This is a genomic window from Proteocatella sp. QWL-06 (assembly GCF_058684135.1).
On record NZ_CM178755.1, the window covers coordinates 1,585,876 to 1,611,375 of the forward strand.

Annotated in this window: 21 protein-coding genes; 5 read left to right on the forward strand and 16 right to left on the reverse strand. The window is 39.1% G+C overall.

The genetic code is table 11. From position 1 onward, the window contains the following. Nucleotides 1-29: 29 nt before the first annotated feature. From tnpA to tnpC, 3 genes are all read left to right on the forward strand, one after another. Nucleotides 30-389 carry an IS66 family insertion sequence element accessory protein TnpA gene (gene tnpA, locus AC4PGZ_RS07510; protein WP_492158017.1) on the forward strand — a complete coding sequence of 120 codons (360 nt, stop codon included), beginning with the start codon at nt 30-32 and terminating at the stop codon, nt 387-389. Then, nucleotides 382-738 (forward strand): IS66 family insertion sequence element accessory protein TnpB, encoded by a 357-nt coding sequence (gene tnpB, locus AC4PGZ_RS07515; RefSeq protein ID WP_492158018.1) that lies wholly within the window; start codon nt 382-384, stop codon nt 736-738. The genes tnpA and tnpB overlap by 8 nt, the downstream gene beginning before the upstream one ends. A gap of 120 nt (nt 739-858) precedes the next feature. After that, nucleotides 859-2,493, forward strand: a complete 1,635-nt coding sequence (gene tnpC / locus AC4PGZ_RS07520) for an IS66 family transposase (protein ID WP_492158019.1) — start codon at nt 859-861, stop codon at nt 2,491-2,493. Between the two features lie 195 nt (nt 2,494-2,688). On the opposite strand, the gene AC4PGZ_RS07525 is transcribed toward tnpC, so the two are convergent. From AC4PGZ_RS07525 to AC4PGZ_RS07550, 6 genes are all read right to left on the reverse strand, one after another. Continuing rightward, the gene (locus AC4PGZ_RS07525) at nt 2,689-2,910 is read right to left on the reverse strand and encodes a hypothetical protein (RefSeq protein ID WP_492158020.1); all 222 of its coding nucleotides are present in this window, start codon (nt 2,908-2,910) and stop codon (nt 2,689-2,691) included. A 244-nt stretch (nt 2,911-3,154) separates the two neighbouring features. Beyond that, nucleotides 3,155-3,418: a helix-turn-helix domain-containing protein gene (locus AC4PGZ_RS07530; RefSeq protein WP_492158021.1), complete on the reverse strand. Its 264-nt coding sequence runs from the start codon at nt 3,416-3,418 to the stop codon at nt 3,155-3,157. Between the two features lie 515 nt (nt 3,419-3,933). After that, nucleotides 3,934-4,455, reverse strand: a complete 522-nt coding sequence (locus tag AC4PGZ_RS07535; RefSeq protein ID WP_492160255.1) for a transposase — start codon at nt 4,453-4,455, stop codon at nt 3,934-3,936. An 18-nt stretch (nt 4,456-4,473) separates the two neighbouring features. After that, the gene (locus AC4PGZ_RS07540; protein WP_492158022.1) at nt 4,474-5,307 is read right to left on the reverse strand and encodes an IS4 family transposase; all 834 of its coding nucleotides are present in this window, start codon (nt 5,305-5,307) and stop codon (nt 4,474-4,476) included. A 144-nt stretch (nt 5,308-5,451) separates the two neighbouring features. After that, on the reverse strand, nt 5,452-7,164 hold the full coding sequence (locus AC4PGZ_RS07545) for a methyl-accepting chemotaxis protein (RefSeq protein WP_492158023.1): 1,713 nt from the start codon (nt 7,162-7,164) through the stop codon (nt 5,452-5,454). Nucleotides 7,165-7,182: 18 nt separating this feature from the next. Next, nucleotides 7,183-10,272, reverse strand: a complete 3,090-nt coding sequence (locus AC4PGZ_RS07550; protein ID WP_492158024.1) for an EAL domain-containing protein — start codon at nt 10,270-10,272, stop codon at nt 7,183-7,185. Nucleotides 10,273-10,664: 392 nt separating this feature from the next. Here AC4PGZ_RS07550 and AC4PGZ_RS07555 point away from each other — a divergent pair, with 392 nt between their 5' ends. Beyond that, a complete protein-coding gene (locus tag AC4PGZ_RS07555; RefSeq protein WP_492158025.1) occupies nt 10,665-11,963 on the forward strand; it encodes an IS110 family RNA-guided transposase in 1,299 nt (432 codons plus the stop codon). A 466-nt stretch (nt 11,964-12,429) separates the two neighbouring features. On the opposite strand, the gene ppdK is transcribed toward AC4PGZ_RS07555, so the two are convergent. From ppdK to AC4PGZ_RS07580, 5 genes are all read right to left on the reverse strand, one after another. Beyond that, nucleotides 12,430-15,063 (reverse strand): pyruvate, phosphate dikinase, encoded by a 2,634-nt coding sequence (gene ppdK, locus AC4PGZ_RS07560; protein ID WP_492158026.1) that lies wholly within the window; start codon nt 15,061-15,063, stop codon nt 12,430-12,432. An 18-nt stretch (nt 15,064-15,081) separates the two neighbouring features. Then, entirely contained in the window at nt 15,082-15,906 is an 825-nt protein-coding gene (locus tag AC4PGZ_RS07565) for a pyruvate, water dikinase regulatory protein (protein WP_492158027.1), read from the reverse strand. Between the two features lie 16 nt (nt 15,907-15,922). Then, a complete protein-coding gene (locus AC4PGZ_RS07570) occupies nt 15,923-16,549 on the reverse strand; it encodes a helix-turn-helix transcriptional regulator (protein ID WP_492158028.1) in 627 nt (208 codons plus the stop codon). Nucleotides 16,550-16,645: 96 nt separating this feature from the next. After that, nucleotides 16,646-17,179, reverse strand: coding sequence for a M48 family metallopeptidase (locus tag AC4PGZ_RS07575; protein ID WP_492158029.1), 534 nt, complete (start codon nt 17,177-17,179; stop codon nt 16,646-16,648). 25 nt (nt 17,180-17,204) lie between these two features. Continuing rightward, nucleotides 17,205-17,975, reverse strand: a complete 771-nt coding sequence (locus AC4PGZ_RS07580) for a prepilin peptidase (RefSeq protein WP_492158030.1) — start codon at nt 17,973-17,975, stop codon at nt 17,205-17,207. A gap of 192 nt (nt 17,976-18,167) precedes the next feature. Here AC4PGZ_RS07580 and AC4PGZ_RS07585 point away from each other — a divergent pair, with 192 nt between their 5' ends. Continuing rightward, nucleotides 18,168-19,631 carry an aminoacyl-histidine dipeptidase gene (locus AC4PGZ_RS07585; RefSeq protein ID WP_492158031.1) on the forward strand — a complete coding sequence of 488 codons (1,464 nt, stop codon included), beginning with the start codon at nt 18,168-18,170 and terminating at the stop codon, nt 19,629-19,631. Between the two features lie 88 nt (nt 19,632-19,719). Here AC4PGZ_RS07585 and rodA read toward each other — a convergent pair whose 3' ends face one another. From rodA to AC4PGZ_RS07610, 5 genes are read right to left on the reverse strand one after another with little or no spacing between them, the layout of a single operon-like run. Beyond that, nucleotides 19,720-20,820: a rod shape-determining protein RodA gene (gene rodA, locus AC4PGZ_RS07590; RefSeq protein ID WP_492158032.1), complete on the reverse strand. Its 1,101-nt coding sequence runs from the start codon at nt 20,818-20,820 to the stop codon at nt 19,720-19,722. A 15-nt stretch (nt 20,821-20,835) separates the two neighbouring features. Then, a complete protein-coding gene (gene minE / locus AC4PGZ_RS07595; protein ID WP_492158033.1) occupies nt 20,836-21,099 on the reverse strand; it encodes a cell division topological specificity factor MinE in 264 nt (87 codons plus the stop codon). A gap of 23 nt (nt 21,100-21,122) precedes the next feature. After that, nucleotides 21,123-21,917 (reverse strand): septum site-determining protein MinD, encoded by a 795-nt coding sequence (gene minD / locus AC4PGZ_RS07600; RefSeq protein ID WP_492158034.1) that lies wholly within the window; start codon nt 21,915-21,917, stop codon nt 21,123-21,125. 34 nt (nt 21,918-21,951) lie between these two features. Continuing rightward, a complete protein-coding gene (locus AC4PGZ_RS07605) occupies nt 21,952-22,674 on the reverse strand; it encodes a septum site-determining protein MinC (protein ID WP_492158035.1) in 723 nt (240 codons plus the stop codon). Between the two features lie 14 nt (nt 22,675-22,688). Continuing rightward, the gene (locus AC4PGZ_RS07610; protein WP_492158036.1) at nt 22,689-25,493 is read right to left on the reverse strand and encodes a penicillin-binding transpeptidase domain-containing protein; all 2,805 of its coding nucleotides are present in this window, start codon (nt 25,491-25,493) and stop codon (nt 22,689-22,691) included. Between the last annotated feature and the right edge of the window lie 7 nt (nt 25,494-25,500).

Sequence of the window (25,500 nt, forward strand, 5' to 3'; positions counted from 1 at the left end):
TTAACTCTAAAAACTCGGAGGATTATTTAATGAGTACAAATAGCACTACTAAAGAATACAGACTTTCTCAGTGGTTTCCGATTGTGAAAACCTGCCGCGAAAGCGGTATGACTGTAAAAGCATGGTGCGAAAAGCATGATGTTAATGAAAAGCAGTTCTATTACTGGCAAAGACGTCTAAGGGAGGCTGCGAGTGAATCTATATCTGCTACAAGGCAGAATTCGAAGCTTGTCCAAGTTCCGTGCTTAATACCTGATAAATCCAGTTCATCAAACTCATCCTTTGATCCAGATTTGATAATTCGGATCGGAGAAGTCTCTGTAGAGCTGTCAGAAAATGTAAGTACAGACTTTCTATCAAGAGTACTGAAGGTGATAGCTGATGTTTAACAATGCCTCCGGCTTTGACAGCATATATATTGCCTGCGGATATACAGATCTGCGCAGAGGAATAGATGGTCTTGCCGGAATAATACAGCAGGAATTCAATCTGGATCCTTTCCAAAACAGTCTTTTTCTCTTTTGTGGAAGAAAGACTGACAGAATCAAAGCCCTTCTTTGGGAGGGCGATGGATTCCTTCTTCTGTATAAACGCCTTGAGGATGGAAAGTATCAGTGGCCGAGAAATGAAGATGAAGTAAGATCCATTAACCAGGCTCAGTTAAGATGGTTAACTGAAGGATTGTCCATAGATCAACCTAAAGCAGTTAAGAAAATTCAACCTGTAAGAGCATTCTAAAAGTAAATACCTGTTAATAACTTTCACCTTCAAATACAAGAGTTTTCAAGGTTTTCCACAGATTTTGAAAGTTCTTGTATTTTAATGTACAACCATAATTTTTTATGATAATCTAAAATTATGGAAAAGAAACTTACAGAAAATCAACTGGCGAAATTCACTAAGAAAGACATTATTGCAATGTATCTTTCTATTCAGAAGATAGCTGAGTCACAAGAACTACAGCTCGCCGAAATGAATCAGAAGCTCGATCTTCTGATTGAACAGCTTGGGATTGCAAAACAAAACCGATTCGGAAGATCTACTGAAAAAGTAGACCTTGACGGTCAGTTTTATATGATATTCAACGAAGCGGAGGTTGTATTCAGCGATAAGCTGTCTACGGAACCTACCCTCAAAGAGGCATGCCCTGAAATATATGAAATCGAAGTTGTCACAAAACGCAAAACTAAGCAAAAAGGCAAGCGTGACGAGGACCTCAAAGGTCTCCCTGTTAAAATAATCGAGCATACCATTTCTGATGAGGAGCTTAATAATAAATTTGGTACGTCCTGGAGGCGTTTACCGGATGAGGTATACAAGCGTCTTTCATTTCGTCCAGCGATATTTGAAGTTGAAGAACATCATGTAGCTGTTTATTGTGGTACAGATAATGAGACTATAATAAAGGCTCCAAGACCAGTTAGTCTTCTTAGAAACAGCATCGTGACTCCGTCTCTCCAGGCGGCAATACTTAACAGCAAATATGTCAATGCTATGCCTCTGTACCGGATAGAGCAGGAATTCAAGCGAAACGGTATCAATGTTAAGAGGCAGGTAATGGCTAACTGGACCATACTCACTTCAGAAAGATATCTTTCACTTCTCTACGACAGACTCCATGAGAAGCTTCTGGAAAGTGATATATGTCAGGCTGATGAGACCACTGTAGAAGTCTCCAAAGATGGCCGAAGCGCCGGAGCCAAAAGTTACATGTGGGTATATCGCACTGGCAAGATGCATACTTCAGCTCCGATAATTCTATATAATTATCAGAAGACGCGTAATGCTTCGCATCCGGAAAAATTTCTCAAAAAGTTCAAAGGAGTCTTAGTTTCCGATGGATATCAGGCATATCATTCTATGGATAAGAACTCACCTGATATAACTGTTGCAGGGTGCTGGAGTCATTCGAGGCGACGATTTGCCAACCTAGTCAAGTCCCTTGGAAAGGAAAAATCCAAAGGTACCCTTGCACAGGATGCACTTAAGCAGATATCTGCTATTTACAAGATTGAATCTCAATTTTCAGAGCTTGAACCAGAGGAACGTCTAAAACAGCGACAGCTGATTTTGAAACCTCTCGTGGAGGCCTTCTTTGATTGGATTAAATCCCATCAACATGAAGTAATGCCTAAGTCTGAAACTGGTCAGGGTTTTACTTATTGCCTCAACCAGGAAAAATATCTGAAAGTATTTCTTTCAAATGCAAATGTTCCAATTGATAATAACGCAACTGAAGCTGCTATAAGACCATTTTGTGTTGGTCGAAATAACTGGAAGTTAATCGACACAATCCATGGTGCTCAGGCAAGCGCTATAATATACAGTATTGCTGAAACGGCTAAGTCTAATAACCTCAATCCATATCACTATTTCAAATATTTGCTTGAGGAGATTCCTCAGCATATAGATGACAAGGATCTTGGATTCCTGGATAAACTTCTTCCCTGGTCTTCAGAAATTCCAGAGGAATGTAAGACACAGTTAAAATAAAGTAACCCTTGCCGCCAAATTTGGCGGCTTAATTTTAAGGCAGTACTCATGGTTTACCGTTTACTTAGTAACAGGTAATCCGCCATCAAATGCTATTACTCCTGAATATGGGTTCGAAATTTTTATAAATAAATTTCCTAAATTGCAATAGCAAATTGAACTAATCCTTTGAACCTTGAAAATCTGTTGTAATATTTATCGAGCATAGATCAGGTCCAGCTCCGAGTCAAAGAGCTCTTCCGGAGCCTTGTACCCCAGGATTTTCCTTACCAGTGTGTTTCGGGTCTTCCGTTCCACCAGGGTCAGCAGGGCTTCATCCTTCTTGGATTTGGAACCGATGACGGTGTCGATCTCCCAGTGACCGAATTCCTGACGTTCGTTGATATGCTCGGGGCGAATGCTGATGCTGTCGCCCAAGATCTTCTTGTTCTTCCGAATGACGCTTCCTTTTTGCCTTGCGTCGCAGCTTGAGGGGAAGGTGGTGGTTCTTGACCCGGAGGAGCCCCAGGTCGATGTAATTGTAGATGGTCTTGGTGCAAAGGGTTTTACTGAAAGATGCCGTTTCCCGGGCTCTGCCCACGGCAGCGTCCACCGACCAGGAATTTTCAATCATGGCCGTTTCTATGTGCTGGACGAAATCCTCGCATTCCAGCACTTGATACTACCTACAGCAAGCCTTGCGGTTTTCCGTATATCTGGCCTGGCCGGCATCAGCAAGGTAGATTCTGATCCTTATGCCGACTTTTATCTGATCGACTGTGCCACGCCTGATCTCGTTTAAAATGGTGTTTATAGGGCGGTTCATAGCTTTTGAGATAGCATAAGCTGACTTACCTTCCCTAAGCATAAGCTCGATTTTTATCCTCTCAGTCAAAGTCAGGTGTTTATTCTTTCGCGGATTTGGTGTAAACTGTGTATAGTCCATGGTGATCACCTTTCTGTATAAGATTTTTTGTCGTAAAACTATTTTACAACAGAAAAGGTCACTATGGATTTTTTATTAGTTCAATTTGATTTTACAATGAGTCCACTAAAATAATACCTATATTTGTAAGGATTTGTTTATTCTGTTCATTAATATATGATACATCCACATCTACGCCAATTATGGCAACAACTTTTCCGCTATTATCTTTAATAGGTGCGTAGCCAGTCATTGTTATGCCATACTCATCAGTCTTAAAGCTTTCATCAGAATAGGGTGAACCTTTAAAGGCACTATCCATTACGTTATAGTAGTCATATTGGGTTCCTATATCAACCCTTAGATCCGCCTCATCAGCATCTATTATAAATTCTGTATTCTTTACACCTTTTACAAGGGTATAAACACCAGATGCATCAGTATCCTTTTTAAACTCTTGTAATTATCTCATACTTCGCACATGAATATTATTCTATGAACCTTGAAAATTCAATATTTGACATGAATCAACTATCTTAGATACACAAACCAAGACACTTTTTCGTTGATGAAGGAAGTGCCTCAAAGAAAGAATCCATAAATTGCTCCAGCTGACTTGATGTAAGCGAAAGCTTATCTGCTAAAGTTAATAAAAATGCATCCATAAGCATTTGAAATGCTTGCATCCAATTTATGTCAGACATTTCATCAGCTACCAGATAGAACAGTTCACCAAGAGTTCGTTTATCGGAAGATGTCCTGTTTTCAACAGCAAGCATCATATACCTTGTAAATACAACAGCTACATGAGCTGTCATTGCATCATAAGATAAAGATCGACATTCATTAGTCAGTTTCAGATATGACTTGCAGATCTTGAAAAATACTTCTATGTCCCATCTTTTGCCATATATTCTGATGATTTCATTTTCATCCAGGGTTATGTCTGTAGAAATTATTGCAAGATAGTCTTTCTTTTTGTTTCGGTTCCTTACAAATACAAGCTTTGCCGGAATCGAGACTTTGTCTTTGACTACATTGACATCGACTGAAAGCAGGTACTTTGAAAGCCCCCTTCATTTGCGATTCTGCTTGTATATCGCAGTAACCGGAAGCATCTCACCGTTGTATTGATAATGCATTTTGGGTGTCTTTTTGGTCATTGCTATGGAGTCAAGCCCCATGTCTTTAATTGAAGTCAGGGATAACGGCGAACAGAACCATGTATCAAAAAGCACATGCTTTGCAGGGATTCCATAATGAATTGCTTCTTTAATCAGTTCAAGCATCACAAGTGTAGCCTTTGTCTGAGCAAGAACTCTTCTCTTGTGACCTGCGGTCCTCTTGTCCAGATCTTCAGCTTCATTGAATCTGTTTTTCATATTTTCAGAAGAAAGCAGGCAGCTGTTTACAGGAAGAAATGTATTGCCGTCAGACCAGCCTAGCGTGAGCAGGCGGAAGCCTCTTCTGAATTTTGAATTTGCATGATCAAATACTTTTGAAAGAAGTTCAACATTCTTGGACTTGTTTCTTTCAAACATAGTGTCATCAATGATAAGAACATTTATTCGTTCTTCATCTGTAAGCTTCTCGATAGTTGTGCTTACAATCCTTGATGAAAGCATTGTCGTAAAGCGGAGCCAGTTTATGTTGGCCGATTTTACAAATCTATATACGGAATCCTTAGCGAAGCTGTTTAAACGCTTTTCGGACATCATCTCCATATACATGCTTCTGTTGAAGAAGACAAGAGAAAAGATGTACTGAAAAATTGCTACTGCAGCAATGCCTTTTGATTTACATCCATTAGAAGCTTTTAGTATTGAGCCCACCCTGTAAGTCTTAAAAAAACTTGATATCTTTGAAGAAACAGTATTATCAATTTCGTATTTTTGTGTTATTATTTTCATAGCATGAACCTCCGGTTTTGATTTATTGTTTCTGATAACTCAATTATACCAAAAACGGGGCTTTCATGCTTTTTATTTGTCAAATATTATTGAATTTTCAAGGTTCATAGGCACTTTTTGAAGTGCGAAGTATGAGTAATTATCTTATAATTTAAAACTTCGAACCCCTATCTTTAACCTTCCTGCACTTTCATTCGCATTATTTGCCAAGTTCACTATATTTCCAGACTTGTTTACTATTTCTGCTACTCTCCCTGCCACATCTGTGACTCCTTGTGCCCCCTGTGTAGATGCTAATGCAACGCTGTCTATTACTCTTAATATTACTTGTACTGATACTAGTGTTTCTTCCGATAATTTATTTAAATCAGATGATAATTGATTAAAGAAATCAGCATCCTGACTATAATCTTGGCTTGTCTTTACTAATACTTCATAGTCTGGCATAATCCTTTTATCCATAAAATCTATTACATCATTTGAACCACTAATTAATTCCTCAACAGATGAAACGATAACCCTTGTTTTATCTTGAATTTTACTGATTGCCACCTTAGATTGTTCAGCAAGTTTTCGAATCTCATCTGCTACAACACTGAATCCCCTCCCTGCTTCACCTGCCCTTGCCGCTTCTATAGCTGCATTAAGTGCCAATAAATTAGTTTGATTTGTAATTTCTTTTATTGATTCAGCCAACATATTTATTTCATCTATAGCCTTTGCTTTTTCAATAGATAATCTTAGATTCTTGCTTGTTTCTGCAATTAATTTTTTAGTTTCAATTTGATTTGTCTCCGCACTATTTTTAACTTCTTTCGCCTTTTGACTAATAAGCAATGCCTTCTCAGAACCATCACTTGCCTTATTGGAAACATTACTTATATTTGATTCTATTTGAAGGGATGTTGCGGCCATTTCCTCAGATGCAGCTGCGGTCTCCTCCATACTAGCTGATAATTCTTCAACATTACTTGATATACCTTCTATATCAAAATTCAATTCGCTTATATTGTTGTCAATACTCTTTTCTATTTCCTCTATATTATTAACCTCACTTATAATATTTCCTATTAGACCTCTCATATCGCTTCTAGTTTTTGATATAGCTTCTGATAGTTTCCCTATCTCTGAACTATTATGAGCAATGTTGTTTTCAAAGGTTAAATCCCCACTGGCAAGGGCCAACATACTATCTTTAAATTTAATAAGGGGTTTAATAACCATTGTTGTAGAGTATATTAGGTTAGATAAATTTACAATTGCTAAGAGGATAACTGTTATAATTAAATATGATATTCCCTTAGTTACATCGTCTATCTCCTTTTGAAACTCTTTTTCAGTCCTATTATTCATAGTCTCTTGGAACTCATCTACATAGCTCATTATTTTTTCAACATAGCCATCATATTCTGTTCCAAATACTAATCTACGGGCGGCATCAAAATCACCATTTTTAGTTGCTCTCATTGCCGACTCTTCTATTGGTATTAAATTATCTGATGTCATTTTTGACTTTTCAATTAGTGCAAGTTCTTCTTCTGGTGCATTTAATTCCTTAAGCCTTGTAATTACACTATCTCTTGACTTGGTTTCGTTTACTTCTTTCCAATAATTATTAAAATGTACTTCATCCCCAAATTGAACATATCTTCTTACCTCATCTGTTAAATATTTAGACCCATCTGCAAGTGCAATACCAAGTTCTTTGAACTCTGCTTTTCTTTCTTCTGCTTTTACTAAATCCTTAAATGAATTGCTAACAATTATTATACAAACTGCCAGAACAATAAAGAATAAAACATTTAAAAAACCTAGTGCCCTATTGATTGTTGATTGTTTTAAAGCTCTCTTTTCCATTTTAATCCCCCTACATTTTTATAATTTTATTATTTTATTTATTAGTATTTCTTCTAACTCTTCAGCGGGCATGGGTTTATAATAATAATATCCTTGTGCCTCTTCACACATTTTTTGATTTAAAAACTCCATCTGTCCTTTTGTTTCTACCCCTTCTGCTATAACTTCTAGGTTAAGACTCTTAGCTAGATTTATTATTATTTTTGTTATGGCTTGGTCTTTTTCATTTCCTTCTATCCCGTGAATAAATTGCATATCTATTTTTATTCGGTCTATTGGTAATAATTTTAATCTACTTAAGGATGAATACTCAGTACCAAAATCATCAATAGATATATATACACCTAATTCTTTTAATCTATTTAGTATTTCTATAACATTAGAATTTTCTTTAACTGCAACACTTTCTGTTATTTCAAGGTCTAAGTATTTTGGCTCTATTCCTGTATCCTTAAGGACACTTTCTATTTTTTTTACAATTAGGGGATCATTAAATTGTACGGCTGAAAGATTAACCCCAACCCTTGCGTATAAGAGACCCATTTCCTGCCACTTTTTATTTTGTATACAGGCTGTCCTTAAAACCCATTCTCCAATCCTGTTTATTGCCCCATTCTTTTCTGCTAGAGGAATAAAAGAACTTGGTGGGACACCTCCAAACTCAGGATGTCTCCATCTCAAGAGTGCTTCCAGTCCAATTATTTCTCCTGTTTTAAAATTCATTTGCGGCTGGTAATATACTACTAATTCTTCTTTATCAATTGCTCTGAAAAGGTGATTAGATAAAATCATATTCTTTTTAACTTCTTCTTTCATGTTTTCAGTACAAAATATATACCTATTTTTTCCACCAGCTTTTGCCCTGTACATGGCTATATCAGCATTCTTTATTAGGGTTTCTGCATCTTCTCCATCAACTGGGTATACAGCAACGCCTGCACTCCCGGTAATAAAGAATTCGAGTTCATTTATTATGGCTGGTTCTTTGAAATTATCCATTATTTTATTAGCAACATTTTTTATGCTATCAAGGTCTTCTACATTGTTGACAAGCATTAAAAATTCATCCCCACCAAACCTTGCAACTGTATCTGCCTTTCTTAAAATCTTCTTTAGCTTTTCAGCAAACTTCTTTAGAAGTTCATCCCCACCACTATGTCCCATAGTATCATTTACCATCTTGAAGCCATCAAGATCCATAAAAACTACAGCTAAAAATCTTTCATTTCTTTTAGATAATTCTATAGCCTGTTTTAATCTATCAGTAAAGAGAGTTCTATTGGCTAGCCCTGTGAGTTGGTCATAATATGCCATATATTCAATTTCTTTTTCAGACTTTATTTTTATAAGACCGTCTGATAAGATATTTGCTAATATATTTAACAAATCTATATCATCATCAGTCCATCTTTTAAAGTCCTTTACTGTATCAAATCCAATAAAACCCATGAGTCCCAGTTTAGATTCCATGGGAATAACTATGGATGATTTAACATTAAGACTTAATAGAATCTCCTTTTCTATCTGAGCTTCTTTTCCAAGATTATTTATATTTCCAATATGAATTAATTTTTTATCCTTTAACTCTTTTATCCACCAGGGAAAATTTTCCAAAGATAAGTTTTCTACCTTTTCTGCACCTAAAGATACCTCTTCATTAGCCCATACATAATTTTGGGATAAGATGTTATTTTCAAAATCTATAAGCGATATATAAGACCTATCAGCACCAAAGTGTTCACCTATATTTTTTAATAAAGAAGTAACTTTTTCATCTATATTTTCTTCACTGGCTGTTACAAACTTATAGGATATATCTGAAATTAACTTTTGACCTTTAGTTTTGCTTATATTATCTTTTAACCTATTTACGTATAACTTATTTATTACGACCCCCACAACATATACTATTAAAAAGATACCTATTCTTAAAAAATAATCAAATTGATCCATTTTTATAATATCAGTTGGAGCGTTTAAGAATACTATTATTTGGGTTACTATACTGATTGTGGTTATAGATAACAACACGATTTGTGAGTTAAAAACCAAAGATAGAACCATAAGTATAATAGGAAAAACCCAAACAGTTATAGCCCCATAGTCTAAAAATGAAAGGGTAATCATAGGTATACTCAGCAGAATAATTCCCAGAACCAAAGTATTTTTAAGCTTATTATTGTTGATAAATTGAAATAATATAATGAATAAACCTATTAGATATAAAAACAGACTAAAATAGACGGTAAACTCCATACTACCGTCATTAGTTGTTAAATTCTTCATAAAGTAAACAGCTGATGTAATAATTCCACCTGCCAAATATAAAAGTGCAAAGTAGAAATAAAGGTCTATCCTTGTTGTAGCTGTTAATATTAAATCATCCTTACCTTCTACTTTTTCCTTCATATAGCTGTTCATCTTAGATGTATAAAGAATGGCTATAACAGGAATTAGATTAAATATGGGTGCCATTTGAGGAATTGGGTTCTTGAGAACGTTGTTTAGTATAACATCCGTAATAGTGCCTAAAATTCCCATGGCTATTATGGATCCAAGCATAATTTTGGCCTGAGTTTTTTGCCCCTGATCTTGTGTGCTTTTTTTCCAATCCACTAATAGCCAAAGGACTATAATTAGATAGATAATATAGTATCCATAAAAAAACATATCCCATATATTATTAACAGGAATATTAACCCATCCATGCATGCCTCTTACAAAATTATATTGACCTATAGATATCTTTGATGAAATGGCAAAAATATACAGACAAATCATAGCCGGCAAATACATAAAAACATAGTGTTTTCTTTTTAATAAATTGTTCCTACCTGTAAGTATTAGGATCATATGTAGAAGAATTGCATAACCCATTGTCCAGCCAATGGCAGAAAATCTGCGCCAAAACAGACAAACTTCCATACTTTCAGCTGAATTTAACATAACAAAACCATATGACCAAAAACACAGGCAAATAGACATTAAAAAAACCTGTCTATTTAATTTGCCCTTCGGATTCATATATATTATAGCTACGCCAAAGATAAGTTCTAATATAAAGGCAATAAAAAATAAGAATGAAAAAAGCATTGGTGTATCTAGCATAACCAACCTCCTTGTATAATGTAGTTAGTAATTTATGGTTTTAATTCAACTAATAAAACCCGAACATTACGAACTACTAATTTTTTTGTATATATTTCAAATCCTGGCGGATTATTGAATATATCATATAAAATTTATTCCTTTTTGAAAATTCAACTTTGCCAAATGTAGTATAATCTTTATTGAATAGAGGATAGATGTAAACCTCCTGGGAGGATCACTGGATCCCATACCCGCAAAAAAGCGTATCATTCCATCAGTAAAAGTTCTATGTTTAGCTGGTTGGATTTCCCGAAGGGAATTATCCGTGTCACAAACAAGGTTGTAGAGTTGCTGATAGAAAATGGAATCTCTAATTCTATCTCAATATATTAAATAAGGAGATACTGACAATGAACAAATATATTAATAGACCAGTTGTAGGAATCGATGTTGCCGCAGAATTTTCAATGGTTGCCATTTTGGCACCTGACGGTGAGGTATACAGGAAGTCATTCAGGATAAATCATACTTTGGATGGATTTGAATATTTAGCTTCTGAAATAAAAAAAGTGGAAGAAAAATATGACATGAAGGTTGCCTCCTTCATGGAATCCACTGGCGTGTATCATATATCTCTTTTCCACTTTTTAAATGATAATAAGTTTGATGTGTTCACTATCAATCCTCTTATCACTAATTCTAACAAAAATTTCGATATTAGAAAAGTAAAAAATGATAAACAAGATGCACTTGCCATTGCTAAAATATGCAAATTCCAAAATATTAAGGTATCCAGTAACTTCGATAAAGAGCTGTATACATTGAAATCACTTTGTCGTGAATATTACAAGCTGACCGATACTAAGTCTACATTCAAGAAAAAATTATCTAATGAATTAAGAGTAATTTTTCCTGGCTATTTAAATATTTTTTCTGATACTACATCAAAATCATCTTTGCAGATATTGAAGAAGTATCCAAGACCAATTGATATACTTTCAGCTGACAAAACTGAAATCATAGACCTGTTGTTGAAACTTTCCAGGAAAGGCATGAAGTACGCTGAAAACAAGTATGACCTTCTACTTGCTGCCGCAAAAGAATCCCTTATCACTGGAGTATCATCAGATAGTCTGTTTGTTAAGTTGAAAGCTAATATAAGCATTATAGAGAACTTTGAAACTCAAATAGATTTACTTCTCTGCGAAATCAAAAATCTGCTTTCAAGTGGCAGAATACCGACTGATATTCTTAAAAATATTGAGTTGCTTCAATCAATACCTGGTATAGGTGAAGTAACTGCTATAACAATTATAAGTGAAATTGGTGATTTTAAAAATTTTGCAAAATCAAAAAAGCTGGTTGCATTTTTCGGACTTGATCCTTCGGTAAATGAATCCGGAAAATTCAAAGGCTCCAATAATCATATTTCTAAAAGAGGAACACGCACGGGCCGAAGAGCTCTTTACGCTGTCGCTCTTGCTTCGGTTAGAAGCAAACGAAATGGTCTTGCAACAAACAGCGTACTTCTTAACTATTACAAAGAAAATATGAATGGTAAGAGCAAGAAGGTAGGCATTGTTGCTGTCATGAAAAAATTATTGGGTTATATATTTTCCATATTAAAGAATCAAAAGTCATATGAAATTCGTCACCCTGAGCTACACTGTAAGATGTATGTTGAAAATCAATATCTGCAAGTAGCCTAACGGCTGAATACGAACCATTTAAAAGTCAGGCCATTCAAAATTCGAATATTTTTTTGGCCTATTTGTAGTGCCATAAAAACCATAAATAAATTTTTATCAAAAATCATTGACAATTACTAGCTGGTCTTAAATATTTTATAGTAAATAGATTGTTATTAAATTTACTTCCCATTTTAAAAAAATTATAAATTAATCTAGTTACTTAATATATCGGCTTACTTGTGAAATTCTTAAGGACAAACACCCAGATAATGGAATATATTTTTTATATCTAAAATAATTAGTAACTTTAAAGCAATTATAACCCAACTCTCACTTCAAAAACCACGAACAGGACGAAACAGCAAAAATCAAGGACGAAATTCTATATATACCAATAGCCTATATACGTTGCCTTTTATTAACAAACCATAAGACCCTAAAGTGATTTTTCACAATAGGGCCTTATGGTTATCTATATTTGTTCTTATTTATCTCTTACTGTTCCATCGCTTATGGCTGCCTGTGCTGCGGCAAGTCTTGCTATCGGCACTCTGAATGGTGAGCAGCTCACATAGTCAAGCCCTACGGTCTGGCAGAATGCTATCGATTTTGGATCTCCTCCATGCTCTCCGCATATTCCCAGCTTCAGACCCGGCTTTGTCTCTCTTCCGAGCGTAGCCGCCATCTTTACCATCTTGCCTATTCCTTTATTGTCAAGAGTTTCGAATGGACTGTATTCAAGTATGCCTTTTTTCACATATTCCTCCAGGAATTTGCCTGAATCGTCTCTTGAGAATCCGAATCCCATCTGAGTAAGGTCATTTGTTCCAAAGCTGAAGAATTCTGCTTCCTCTGCTATCTCATCTGCAGTTATAGCCGCTCTTGGAACCTCTATCATAGTTCCTATTGTATACTCTACTTTTTCTCCTGTAGCGCTGAATATATCATTTATCTCCTCAACAAGGAATCCTTTGATGTATTCCAGCTCTGCCTTTGCGCATATAAGAGGTATCATTATCTCTGGCTGAACATTGATGCCTGATTTCTTCATCTCTATTGCTGCCTCGATTATAGCTCTTACCTGCATTCTGTATATCTCAGGATATGTCACTGCAAGTCTGCAGCCTCTGTGTCCAAGCATAGGGTTGAACTCATGAAGCTTTTCTACAACATCCTTCAGATGATCAAATGATTTTCCTATTGCATCTGCAACTTCCTTTATGTCCTCATCTGTATTTGGGAGGAATTCGTGAAGCGGCGGATCAAGAAGTCTTATTGTAACAGGAAGCTCCTTCATCACTTCGTATATTCCTATGAAGTCCTGCTTCTGATATGGAAGCAGAAGCTTGAGCGCTGATTCTCTTTCTTCTAGAGTCTCTGCAACTATCATCTTTCTTACATTAAGGATTCTCTCCTCGTCAAAGAACATATGCTCTGTTCTGCAAAGTCCGATTCCTTCTGCTCCAAGCTCGATGGCTTTTTTTGCATCTCTCGGGTTGTCTGCGTTCGCTCTTACCTTCATGGTCTTGAACTCGTTTACATAGCCCATGAATACCTCAAAATTCTCGATAAGGCTGAGGCTCGCTTTTGGTATGCTTCCAAGGTATACATTTCCTGTAGATCCGTCTAGTGATATAACGTCTCCTTCTGTAAGGACCATATCCTTTACCTTCATGGTTTTTGCATGCTCATCTATTCTTATTTCCTGGCATCCTGCAACACAGCATTTTCCCATTCCTCTTGCAACAACTGCGGCATGCGATGTCATTCCGCCTCTTGCCGTAAGGATTCCTTCTGAGTTTATCATTCCGGAAATGTCCTCTGGAGAAGTTTCCTGTCTCACAAGTATTACCGGTATTCCTTTTTCCTTGGCTTCAACTGCATGCTCTGCTGTGAAGTAAATATGTCCTGAAGCTGCCCCTGGAGATGCTGGAAGTCCTTTTGCAAGAAGCTCATGATTTTTTAGTTCCTTCTCATCAAAGCTTGGGTGAAGAAGCTGCTCAAGCATATGCGGATCTATTCTTCCAACGCTTTCTGATTTTGTGATTTTTCCTTCTTCTACAAGGTCTACGGCGATGTTTACTGCCGCTTTTGCAGTTCTCTTTCCTGTTCTTGTCTGAAGCAGGTAAAGTATTTCGTCTTCTATAGTGAATTCTATGTCCTGCATGTCTCTGTAGTGGTTCTCAAGTATCTGAGTAGTCTTCATGAACTGATCATATACCGAAGGCATGATAGACTCAAGTTCATCTATTGACAGTGGCGTCCTTATCCCTGCAACCACGTCCTCTCCCTGTGCGTTCATCAGGAATTCTCCAAACACCTTATTTTCTCCTGTAGCTGGGTTTCTTGTGAAGGCAACTCCAGTACCTGATCTGTCTCCCATGTTTCCAAATACCATGCTCTGGATATTTACAGCAGTTCCGAGCTTGTGTGAAATTTCATTGAGATTTCTGTATATTACTGCACGAGGGTTGTCCCATGAATCAAATACAGCCTTTACAGAAAGTTTCAGCTGTTCTTTTGTATCCTGCGGGAAATCTGTTCCAAGCTCTCTTTTGTATATCTCCTTGTATGTTTCTACAAGCGTCTTCAGGTCTGATGCATCAAGGTCTGTGTCGTTGGCAACGCCTTTTTCATGCTTCATTTTTTCAAGCTGATGCTCAAAGTTTGATTTTGCTACTCCCATAGCTACGTCAGAGAACATCTGTATGAATCTCCTGTAGCTGTCATATGCGAATCTCTCATTTCCACTCTTCTTTATGAGAGAAAGAACCGTTTCGTCGTTAAGTCCAAGGTTAAGTATAGTATCCATCATTCCAGGCATTGAAAATACTGATCCTGATCTTACAGAGACAAGAAGCGGGTTCTCGCCGTGACCGAATGTTTTTCCTGTCTCAGATTCAAGCTGAGCAAGCTTTTCGAATGTCTCATCAAGAAGCTGTGGCCAGAGTGTCTTTCCTTCTTCAGAGTACTGTATGCAGGCCTCAGTTGTTATCGTGAATCCCGGCGGAACGTTAAGGCCGATGTTTGTCATTTCTGCAAGGTTTGCTCCTTTTCCTCCAAGGAGGCTCTTCATGTCCTTGTTACCTTCTTTAAAATTATAGACGAACTTTTTCATTGGTTTTCTCCTTTAGCATTAGTCATTATATATTCTTATACCCTGTTTTTTCAAAATGTTTATAATTATATCAGCTGTTTCTTCGATTGCTTTGTTTGAAACGTCAATCACAGGACATCCTATTTTCTTCATTATCTTGTCTGCATAGTCTAGCTCTTCGAGTATCCTGCTCATGGACGCGTAATTTGCGCCACTTGTAAGTCCAAGCGCCTTGAGCCTTTCCTCTCTTATCTGATTGAGCTTTTCCGGAGAATTTATGAGTCCTATCACCCTTGAAGGAGAGACTTCATATATTTCCCTTGGTGGAAGCGACTCTGGCACGAGCGGTACATTGGCTGCCTTTATGTTCTTGTTTGCGAGATACATTGAAAGCGGAGTCTTTGAGGTCCTTGATATTCCAAGTATCACTACATCCGCCTGCTTGAGGCCTCTTGGGTCCTTGCCGTCATCGTATTTTACTGCAAACTCTATGGCTTCTACTCTCTTGAAATATGCCTTGTTGAGCTTTCTTATAACTCCGGCCTCACGGCTTGGCTGCATCGCAAATTTTTCAGATAAGGCGTTTAAAGTCCCACCCATTATGTCCATGCATGGTATCCCGTATTCCTTAGCGACTTTATTTATCATTTCGATCAGTTCAAGCTCCACAAGCGTATATACCAGGATTGAATTGCAGTTTTTCGCTTCTTCAAGGATAGGCATAAGCGTTTCCTCATCAAGCACATATGAACGCTTCTTAATCTCATAATTACCTGTGTCAAACTGAGCAACACAAGCTTTTGCAATTTGTTCAGCTGTGTCTCCAAGCGAGTCTGAAATTACAAATATGTTTAATTTCATCAAATATACTCCTTATATTCTAGTTTTTTATCAGTTCTGCCAGCAATTTTGTAGCATTTGTCTTTGTAAATCTTCCTACGATCTCTATGAATCCGTTTTTTTCATCAGTCCGCACTACAGGAAGACTGTCTATCTCATGCACTATCAGCTTGTTTATCGCCTCAGGCACATTTGCGTTCTCATCCACTGTTACAACATTTGGCATTCTCGTCATCGCCATGCTGACAGGAACTGAGTTGAGGTCTTTTTCTCCAATTGCGCTCTTGAGGAGGTCTTTTCTTGATATTATCCCGCTGAGCCCCTTCTCATTTACTGCGAATATGCTTCCCACGTCTTCGAGGAAGAATTTTACCATCGCATTATGAAGTGATTCCTTGTCATCTATTACAACCGCTATGCTCATCACCTGCGAAACCTTTTTCTTAAGTATCTTCTCTGCTGAGATATTTATCCTCTCCTGCAGTATATAACCTACCTTAGGTCTTGCTGCAAGGTATCCGAGCTGCGTCAGCACGCTCAGGTCTGATCTCAGGGCTGCCCTTGTGAGTCCCAGCTCTCCGGCTATGGTCTCTCCTGTTACGGGCTGCGATTCTTTAACAATCTCTATGATTTCAAGTTGTCTCTTTGATAAATTTATTATACTCACCTCGCTTTATGGTACTCTATATTTATGTAGTATATCACATTTACTTTTTATGTCAACACAAATAGAAAAAGAACCTGATTTATTTTTATCAGATTCTTATAATTCCCTCTGTATTTTCTTGAGCCTGAGCTCTCTTTCCCTGTAATCAGGCATATATCGCCTCACCTCGTCATAAAACTGCTTCTGGTGGTTTTTGACTCTTATATGCGCAAGTTCGTGCACTACTATATAGTCTATTATGTCATCAGGAAGCAGCATCAGCCTCCATGAAAAGCAAAGGCTGTTTTTTGCGCTGCAGCTCCCCCATCTTGTCTTTGCAGAGGTTATCTTTATCCCCTCAGGCTCTGCCTGCATGATCTCTGAGTAGTGGCTTACCCTGTGATGAAGGACCTTTTTCGCCTTTTCCTTAAGAAATTGTATATCACATTCAGAAAGCCTGCTGTATATGCTGTTTTCTGATCTCTCCTTCATAATGTGGAGCTGCTTTTTTATCCAGTCGGAATTTTCGTTTATTATACGCTCAGCTTCTCTTGCAGAAAACTTAAGCGGCGTCCTGATTGTTATCTTCTGCTCTCTGGATACAGAGATGGCAACCGTCTTTCTCTTTGTCCTTATTATTTCGTAATCCATATCCTGTTCTTTCCTCATTAAATTATCAAAATTTAAGCATGTTTATATATGATTCTACTATCCTTATGCCCATTATCATCGAAACAAATATCCCAAGGCACAGAAACGGGCCAAATGCCATGTGAGAGCCTCGCCCTGATCTCCGGCTCGCAATAAGCCAGACGGCGAATGTCCCACCGGTAAATACCGCTATGAAAAACGAGAGCAGCGCATTCTGCCATCCCAAAAAGAAGCCGCATACTGCCATGAGCTTTATGTCTCCTCCCCCGAAGCTGTCCGGGACTATCCGGTTCATGATGATCATGAAAACGCTGACAGAAAGCGAGCCTGCCGCTGCTGAGGCCAGCGTAAGAGCGGAGTCCATAAGCGCCAGAATCAGAGCGATTGGGACTGCAGATACGACGAGTGAGTCCGGTATTGTCATAGTATCCATGTCTATGAACGCTACTGCTATGAGAATGGCCGCCATAATGAACAAGAGCAGGGCTCTCACGGAGATGCCATATGCAAGATATGATGCTGCTGCCGCTAGACCTGAAATGAGCTCAACGACAGGATACCTGAGGGAAATCGATGAGCCGCAGTGAGCGCATTTTCCGCGAAGCAATGCGAAGCTTATAACCGGCAAAAGCTCATATGCCTTCAGCTGAGAGCCGCAATCTCTGCAGGATGACCGCCCTGATATCACCGATATCCCCTTGGGCAATCTGTATATAACTACATTCAGAAAACTACCTGTGCACATTCCGTAAATAAAACTGACTGAACAGAAAACTGCTTCCTCGGCTGTGAGCATGCTCTCTTCCCCCATATTCCAATACTTTTATTACCTATGATATTACTTGTTTCCGCCTTCAAAGTCAACAGATTTCACTATGCAAAAAATCAGCTTTTTTCTCAGATTTTTCTGAATTGCGGCTTAAAATGGATGGATAATAAGGTCGCTATGTGTTATCATTATTATATAAAAATAACAGGAGGTATCAGTATGAATCATTTTGAAGGTCTTGAGTCAGAAAGAGTTTTTTATTTCTTTGAGGAAATATCTAAAATTCCAAGATGCTCAGGAAACGAAAAAGAAGTAAGTGATTACATGGTAAGGTTTGCACAGGAAAGAAATCTCGAGGTGTTTCAGGATGAGATTTACAATATCATAATCAAAAAGCCGGCCACGCCTGGTTATGAAGCTGCTCCTTCGATGGCGCTCCAGGGTCACCTTGACATGGTATGCGAAAAAAACATGAATATAGTACATGATTTCAGCAAGGATCCGATAAGCCTTGTCGTGAAAGATGGAATGATATATGCAGACGGCACTACGCTTGGAGCAGACAACGGAATCGCGGTCGCAATGGCAATGGCAGTGCTTGACTCAAAGGATCTCAGCCACCCTGCGCTTGAGGTAATACTTACCGTACAGGAAGAAACCGGCCTTACGGGAGCGAAAGAGCTCGACTCATCAAAGATAGATTCGAGAATACTTATAAACATAGATTCAGAAGAAGAAGGAAAGCTGCTTACAAGCTGCGCCGGTGGACTGAGGAGCAGGCTCGATCTTCCTGCTGAGTGGACTTTCCTTGAAACAGACTATGAGCTCTACAGCCTTGATGTAAAGGGACTGAGCGGCGGCCACTCAGGGGCTCAGATAAATCTTGGCAGAGGCAATGCCATTAGGATTCTTGGAAGGATTCTGAGAGACCTTGCAAAGACCATGAAGTTTGAAATCCAGTCTGTACATGCAGGCTCTAAGGATAATGTTATCCCAAGAGAGGCAAGCGCAGTGATAGCGATAAATGCAGGCAGCCGTGAAGTGCTTGCTGATTTTGCAGAGAAATGGACGAGCGTCCTGAGAAGTGAATTTGCGCTAAAGGATGATGGAGTCCTCATCGAAGCAGCGAAACTTGAAGATAGCTCATCAAGAGTGCTTGATATGAAATCAAAAAGAGATCTCATATTCATGCTCAACCACCATCCAAATGGGATAGAGACCATGAGCGCACATATCCCTGGACTTGTGGAATCGTCTCTGAATATTGGTGTGCTCGAAACGGGCGAAAGATACATCAGCTTTTACTCTGCTGTAAGGAGCAGCGTAAAGACGCTGAAGCACGAGATTGCTGAAAAGCTTCAGCTGCTTGCCGACTATGCAGGTGCTTCGCTGACACTTTCAAATGAATACCCTGAGTGGAGCTTTAACCCAGAGTCAAAGATAAGAGATCTGTTCGTGAGCTGTCACAGCGAACTTTTTGGAAGCGCTCCTGAGATAGTGGCTATACATGCAGGAGTGGAATGCGGAATATTCAGCGAGAAGTTTGAGAACATGGACATGATCTCATTCGGACCGGATGCATTCGATGCGCATTCTCCTGACGAGCACGTTTCAATAAAATCCGTAGACAACTGCTACAGGCTTCTTAAAGAAGTTCTAAGGAGTTCACTGCAGCTGGCATAGGTTTTTTAATATACTTTAATCAAAAAGATGCAAAAATCCCTGCTCCAGACCTTTTGATCGATGTCTGTAGCAGGGATTGTTAATTTCATCAGTATGCAAAGCTTGAATGCGATTTGCTGTATATGTTCATTATAAGCGCTATGATCATCATGGTGGTGAGCATCGAGCTTCCGCCGTAGCTGACAAATGGCAGCGTCACGCCCGTTACCGGCATCAGACCTATCGTCATTCCTATGTTCTGGAGTATCTGGTAGAAGAGCATTCCCATGAACCCAGTCGTTACCAGAGTTCCATAGAAGTCCTTTGCATGCTTTGAGATCGAGTATATACGGCTCAGAAAAAGAAAGAAAAGTATTATCACTACAGCCATTCCTACAAATCCAAATTCTTCGCCGAGCACTGCGAATATGAAGTCGCTTTCGGTAACCGGAAGGAAACCATACTGGCTTATTGTGCCGTTAAACAGTCCCTTGCCGAAGAATCCGCCTGAGCCTATTGCTGTCATTGACTGTATTACCTGGAAATTTCCTTCATATGAAGGGTCTCCGGGATTGAGAAAGGCGTCTATCCTTACCCGCTGGTGATCCCTCAGTATGAATTTGTATATTATAGGGGTTGAAAGTGCAAATATAACCAGTGAATTGAAGATGAATCTAAGATTCAGTCCCGCAACAAAAAGGCATACGAGCGTTATTGAAGTAAAAACTATGACTCCTCCAAGATCCGGCTGCTTGAGCAGCAGAAACAGTATCGGAACCGGATATACAAGAGCCGGCAGTATTTCTGACATCGTATCGAGCCTGTTCTTCCTTCTGTCAAGAAATGAAGCATACGCAAGCGTGAAGGTTATCTTGGCGGCCTCTGACGTCTGAAAATCCATGAAGCCGAGATTTATCCAGCTTCTTGCTCCGAACTGGGCTTTTCCTATTCCCGGTACATAAACAAGCAGGAGCAGCGCTATAGTCGCAATGTAAAGATGCGTGTCATACCTTTTGAGTATCCTGTAATCAAGCACTCCAGACATGAATATCGCGGTCATCCCCATTGCAAAGGATACGCTCTGTATTATAAGCCTTTTTTTATCAAACTGTGTTGCGCTCGTGATAAGTACTATACCTATTACAAAAAGTATCGATATTATAAGTAAAAGCGACCAGTCATATTTCTTTTTATTTAAATTATTATCCATTTCTTTCCTCAACTACTATTTTACTGTCCTTATAGGTATGTTTGCAACGAGTGCATTAACAAGCTCTCCATGTTCATTTTCCATCTTTGTGAGCTCAACATCCACAGATGCGCTTCCCACTTCTACGTATTTTTCAAGCGCGATTATTATCTCGTCCTTTATCTTTGTAAGAAGCTCGTTTGACATTCTTCCCTTGTCCTGCATAAGCACAAGCTTAAGCCTTTCCTTTGCAACATCCTTAGACTTGTTTTTTGATGACATGAAACCAAAGTTTATCATAATAGTTATCCTTTCTTTAAAAACTATCTGTTAAGAAACAGCTTCTGGAATCTTCTGAAGAAACTTTCCTGTACATCAAGCTCCAGAAACTTGACTTCTTCTCCCATTACTCTCCTGGCTATATTGCTGTATGCAGTTCCTGCAAGAGAATTGTTGTATTCTACCACGGGTTCTCCCTTGTTGGTTGATATTACAACGTTCTCATCATCAGGCACCACGCCTATGAGCTTTATTCCCAGGATATCCAGGATGTCATTTATATCGAGCATGTCTCCGTTTCTTACCATGTTCATCTTTATTCTGTTTACAACGAGATTTATGTCATCGACTGAATGTGCCTCAAGCAGTCCTATTATCCTGTCTGCGTCTCTTACTGCTGAAACCTCCGGAGTCGTAACTACGATAGCGCTGTCTGCGCCGGCGATGGCATTCTTGAATCCGTTTTCAATCCCTGCAGGGCAGTCAACGATTACATAGTCAAATTCTTCCTTGAGCTCATCGCACAGCTCTTTCATCTGCTCCGGATTTATGGCATCCTTGTCTCTTGTCTGAGCCGCCGGTATGAGGTAGAGTCCGTCAAAGCGCTTGTCTTTTATCATGGCCTGTCTGGGCTTGCATTTCTTTTCTATCAGATCTACAAGGTCGAATACTATCCTGTTCTCCAGACCCATTACCACGTCAAGGTTTCGCAGTCCTATATCCCCGTCTATGACTATTACCTTGTTTCCCAGCTTGGTAAGCGCTGCTCCTATATTAGCTGTTGATGTAGTCTTGCCAACTCCACCTTTTCCTGAAGTTACCACTATTACTTTGCCCATAAAGCCCTCCTGTTTTATTATTCAAAATTTTTATCTAAAAATTTTCTATCACAATTTCCCCGTCTCTGTTTTTTACCAGAGCATTTGTAAGCATCGTAGCATCTTCAGGCGGTACCGCAAACATGTCCTCTATCCTTATCTGAAGAGGAAGCAGCTTCAGCGCTGCAAGAAAACAGTCCGTATTCCCCTTGCCTGCATGGGCCATTCCCCTGAAGCTTCCAAGGACCACTATGTTTCCTGTCGCCGTTATCTTTGCGCCAGGGTTCACATCTCCAAATATCACGACGTTTCCGTCATATTCGATTTCTGCGCCTGACCTGAGATTCTCGAAAAGGAATTTTGTCGGCAGCGCCGGTGGCTCTGAATCTTCTTTTCTTGTCTTTGCATCGGCGGAGCTTATCTTTGTAAGTTTCTTTATCCTGTTTATGGTCTCATCCATTGATGTTATCTTATCCTTGAGCAGATTCACGTTTGAGGAGCTTATGTGTCTGACATGTACTTTCTTTTTGCCAGCTTCCTCTGCAGTGTCTTCCTCTTCAAATATTATATCATAAGATTCTTCCAATAAACTCTTCAGATATTTAATATCTGAATTTTTTAGTCCTGGAGCGTTGAATTTGATGAATCTGCTGCCTCTGAAAAACTCATTGGATCCTTCAAACTTTTCGAGCAAGAGCCTTCTTGCATTAATGAAATCTACAGTTTCCGAAATGTTAATTATGAAACCGGTCTTGGTGCCTTTAATTTCTAACTCCATGATTTTCCTTTCTTTTAACTAATTCCATCACTGAATGAAAATTCCTCATCAACCACGTCATCTTCTATAAGATTAAAATATTCAGCATATATGTCTCTGGCTATTGCTGCTCCAAATCCTCCGTGTCCTCCCTGGAAAAGAAGCGTAACAACTGCAATCTCCGGTTCATCTGCAGGAGCATATGATACGAGCCATGCAAAAGGATCGTATGAATCCTTGTAGGCATTTATCCTGTCAGAGGTTATGTTTGGATTCAGCTCCATTATCGCTCTCTTCATATATACATGCCTTGGATATCTTGATTTGTCGTCTTTTTCGTATTTGTCTGTAAGGGTGATCACTTCGTTTCTGTTTACCCCAAAGCTTCCCATGTACTTAAGCAGGTACGCTTCTTCATCTGCCACCGGTATTCTTCCCGATTTCTGAGCTGTTCCTGTCTTTGATACAATCTTTACAGGAAAATTCTTCAGGTATGAGCTTGAAGAACCCTCATCTGTTACATCCTCCATACCCTGTCTTATGAATTTAAGATTTTCAGGATTTTTTAGGGCTATTTTTTCGGTAGTTCTTTCTACCATCTGAGTCGAAGTCTTGTCTGAGGATTCTACCTTGTCGACTACGGTCACCTTGTTGAGGAATCCGCCATTTGCTATTGCGGATACATAATTGGCAAGCTGTATCGGTGTGTATGCATGCTCTCCCTGTCCTATGGAAAGGTTGAAGGTGTCTCCTGTCTGCCATTTTGCCTGATTGAAATAGCTGTATTTCACTATGTCCGCGATCTCCTCGATATACTGAGATTTGACTCCCATTTCTTCAAGCCTCAGCATTATCTCGCCTCTTGTAGGATTTTCATCCATCCAGCTCACGATTTTATTAATGGCTTCTTCGTATTTTGGATCCTTGCTGTCGAAATCATTGAAATAGGTTCTCATCCTTCTGCTCAGGTCGCTCTCGAGCCTGTACGAAAGTCCCTGTGCCTTGCTGGCAGGATTTGGTACCTTTCCGGCAATTTCTTCTATCTGAATTCCGGTTTTCTGATCAAGCCCGAAAAGCTTTGAATATGTCAGCACGTCTTCCGCCTTCATCTTTACCGGCAGCGGAGTATCGGTCGCATAGTTGTATCCTACGCTTACGCTGTAGAAATAGTAGTTGCATGAATCTCTGAGCGCATCCATAAGGTTCTCGTATCCGTGATTTCCTCCTCTTTCGTTCCAGATCCAGCATCCAAATGTCCTGCCACCCATCTCTATTACACCTTTGTCCAGTATCTGATAATACGGATCCAGCCCGTTTTCTAGAGCTGCAAGTCCGGTTATCATCTTGAATGTGGAACCCGGCTGCACCGATGTCATCGTAGCGATATTGTAGAGAGGCTTTGGAGCGATCGGGTCGTTCATGTTGGTGGGCATCAGGGAGTTCATGTCCTGAGTGCTTATGCCCTGAACGAAAAGATTAGGGTCATAATCCGGATAGTTTGCAAGCGCAAGGACTTCTCCTGTTTTTATATCCAGGACTACGACTGCTCCGGACTGAGCTTTGGAGTATATCCTCTGATTGTCTCTCATTCTCATGTTTCCCCAGATGCTCTCATATGTCCCGCCTGACTGTATTGTCTTAAGCGTCTTTTCAAGAGAATCCTCGGCCACCTTCTGGAGCTTTGCATCTATGGTCAGATATACTGTGCTTCCTATTTCAGGGTCAGCTCTTTCTATCGTCTCGATCATCCTGCCGCTAGCGTCCACCTGAACCTTGGTATATCCGTTCTTGCCTTTGAGGACTTCCTCATAAGTCTTTTCTATTCCAGTCTTTCCAATTATGTCCGTTGCGAAATATCCCATTTCTCTTACATATTTGTCTATCTCTGCCTGGCTCGATATCTTTCCGAGCTGTCCGAGTATATGAGACGCATCCGGTCCATCCGGATAGTATCTCACTGAGCTAGTTCTCACTGCAATCCCGGGAAAGCTGATTGCATTTTCTTCAAGCTTTGATACGGTTTCCTTGCTTATGTCCTCTGATATTACTGTAGGCTCATACTGATAGTATCCTTTTGACCTTATGAGGTCTCTTACAGAGAGGATCTTTCTTGCCTGAACATCGTCAGACATGTCTTCTATCGCATAGTACTTCTTTACATATCCAAAGGCTTCCTTTGCAGGCGTGCTGTATATGTCCTCTTCTTCATCGACATATTTCTTGAGGTATTTTGCCAGCCATTCTTTTTTCTTTACGGTCTCGGAAAATTCCATCTTCTCTACCGATATAGGCGGAAAATACCCTGCCTCAATTATCTTGCTCTGAATGTCATAGACTGTATCGCTCTCGCTTACGGTTATCATGCCGTTGCCTGTGAGCGTATCTACCATGTAGTCAAAGGTCTGCTGAGCATCATAGTGAAGGGGTATTGAATTTGCTTTTTTCCACTCTTCTATTTTCTTGTCGAATGTATATTCATAGCCAGACGGAGTTATCGTTATCGGAAAATCGTCTTTTATGGTTTCTCCGTTTGATTCGAGTATGTCTACCACGTCTGCGATAACATCATTTATGTTGTCAGGTGATATCTCATTTGGCGAAATCTCTACAGAAAAAAGTGGTCTGTTGCCGGCAAGCAGGGTGCCGTTTCGGTCTCTTATCTCTCCTCTTGGAGCATTTATGGATATTTTCTTGTATATCTTGTTGTCTGCAATCTGAGAGTATTCCTCTCCCTTTACGGTCGTCAGATAAAGCGATTTTATCATCAGCATGACAAAGCACAGGCACACAATCCTGAAAAGGAATTTATTCTTATCTTCGATATTTATGTTTATTTTCATTTTTTCA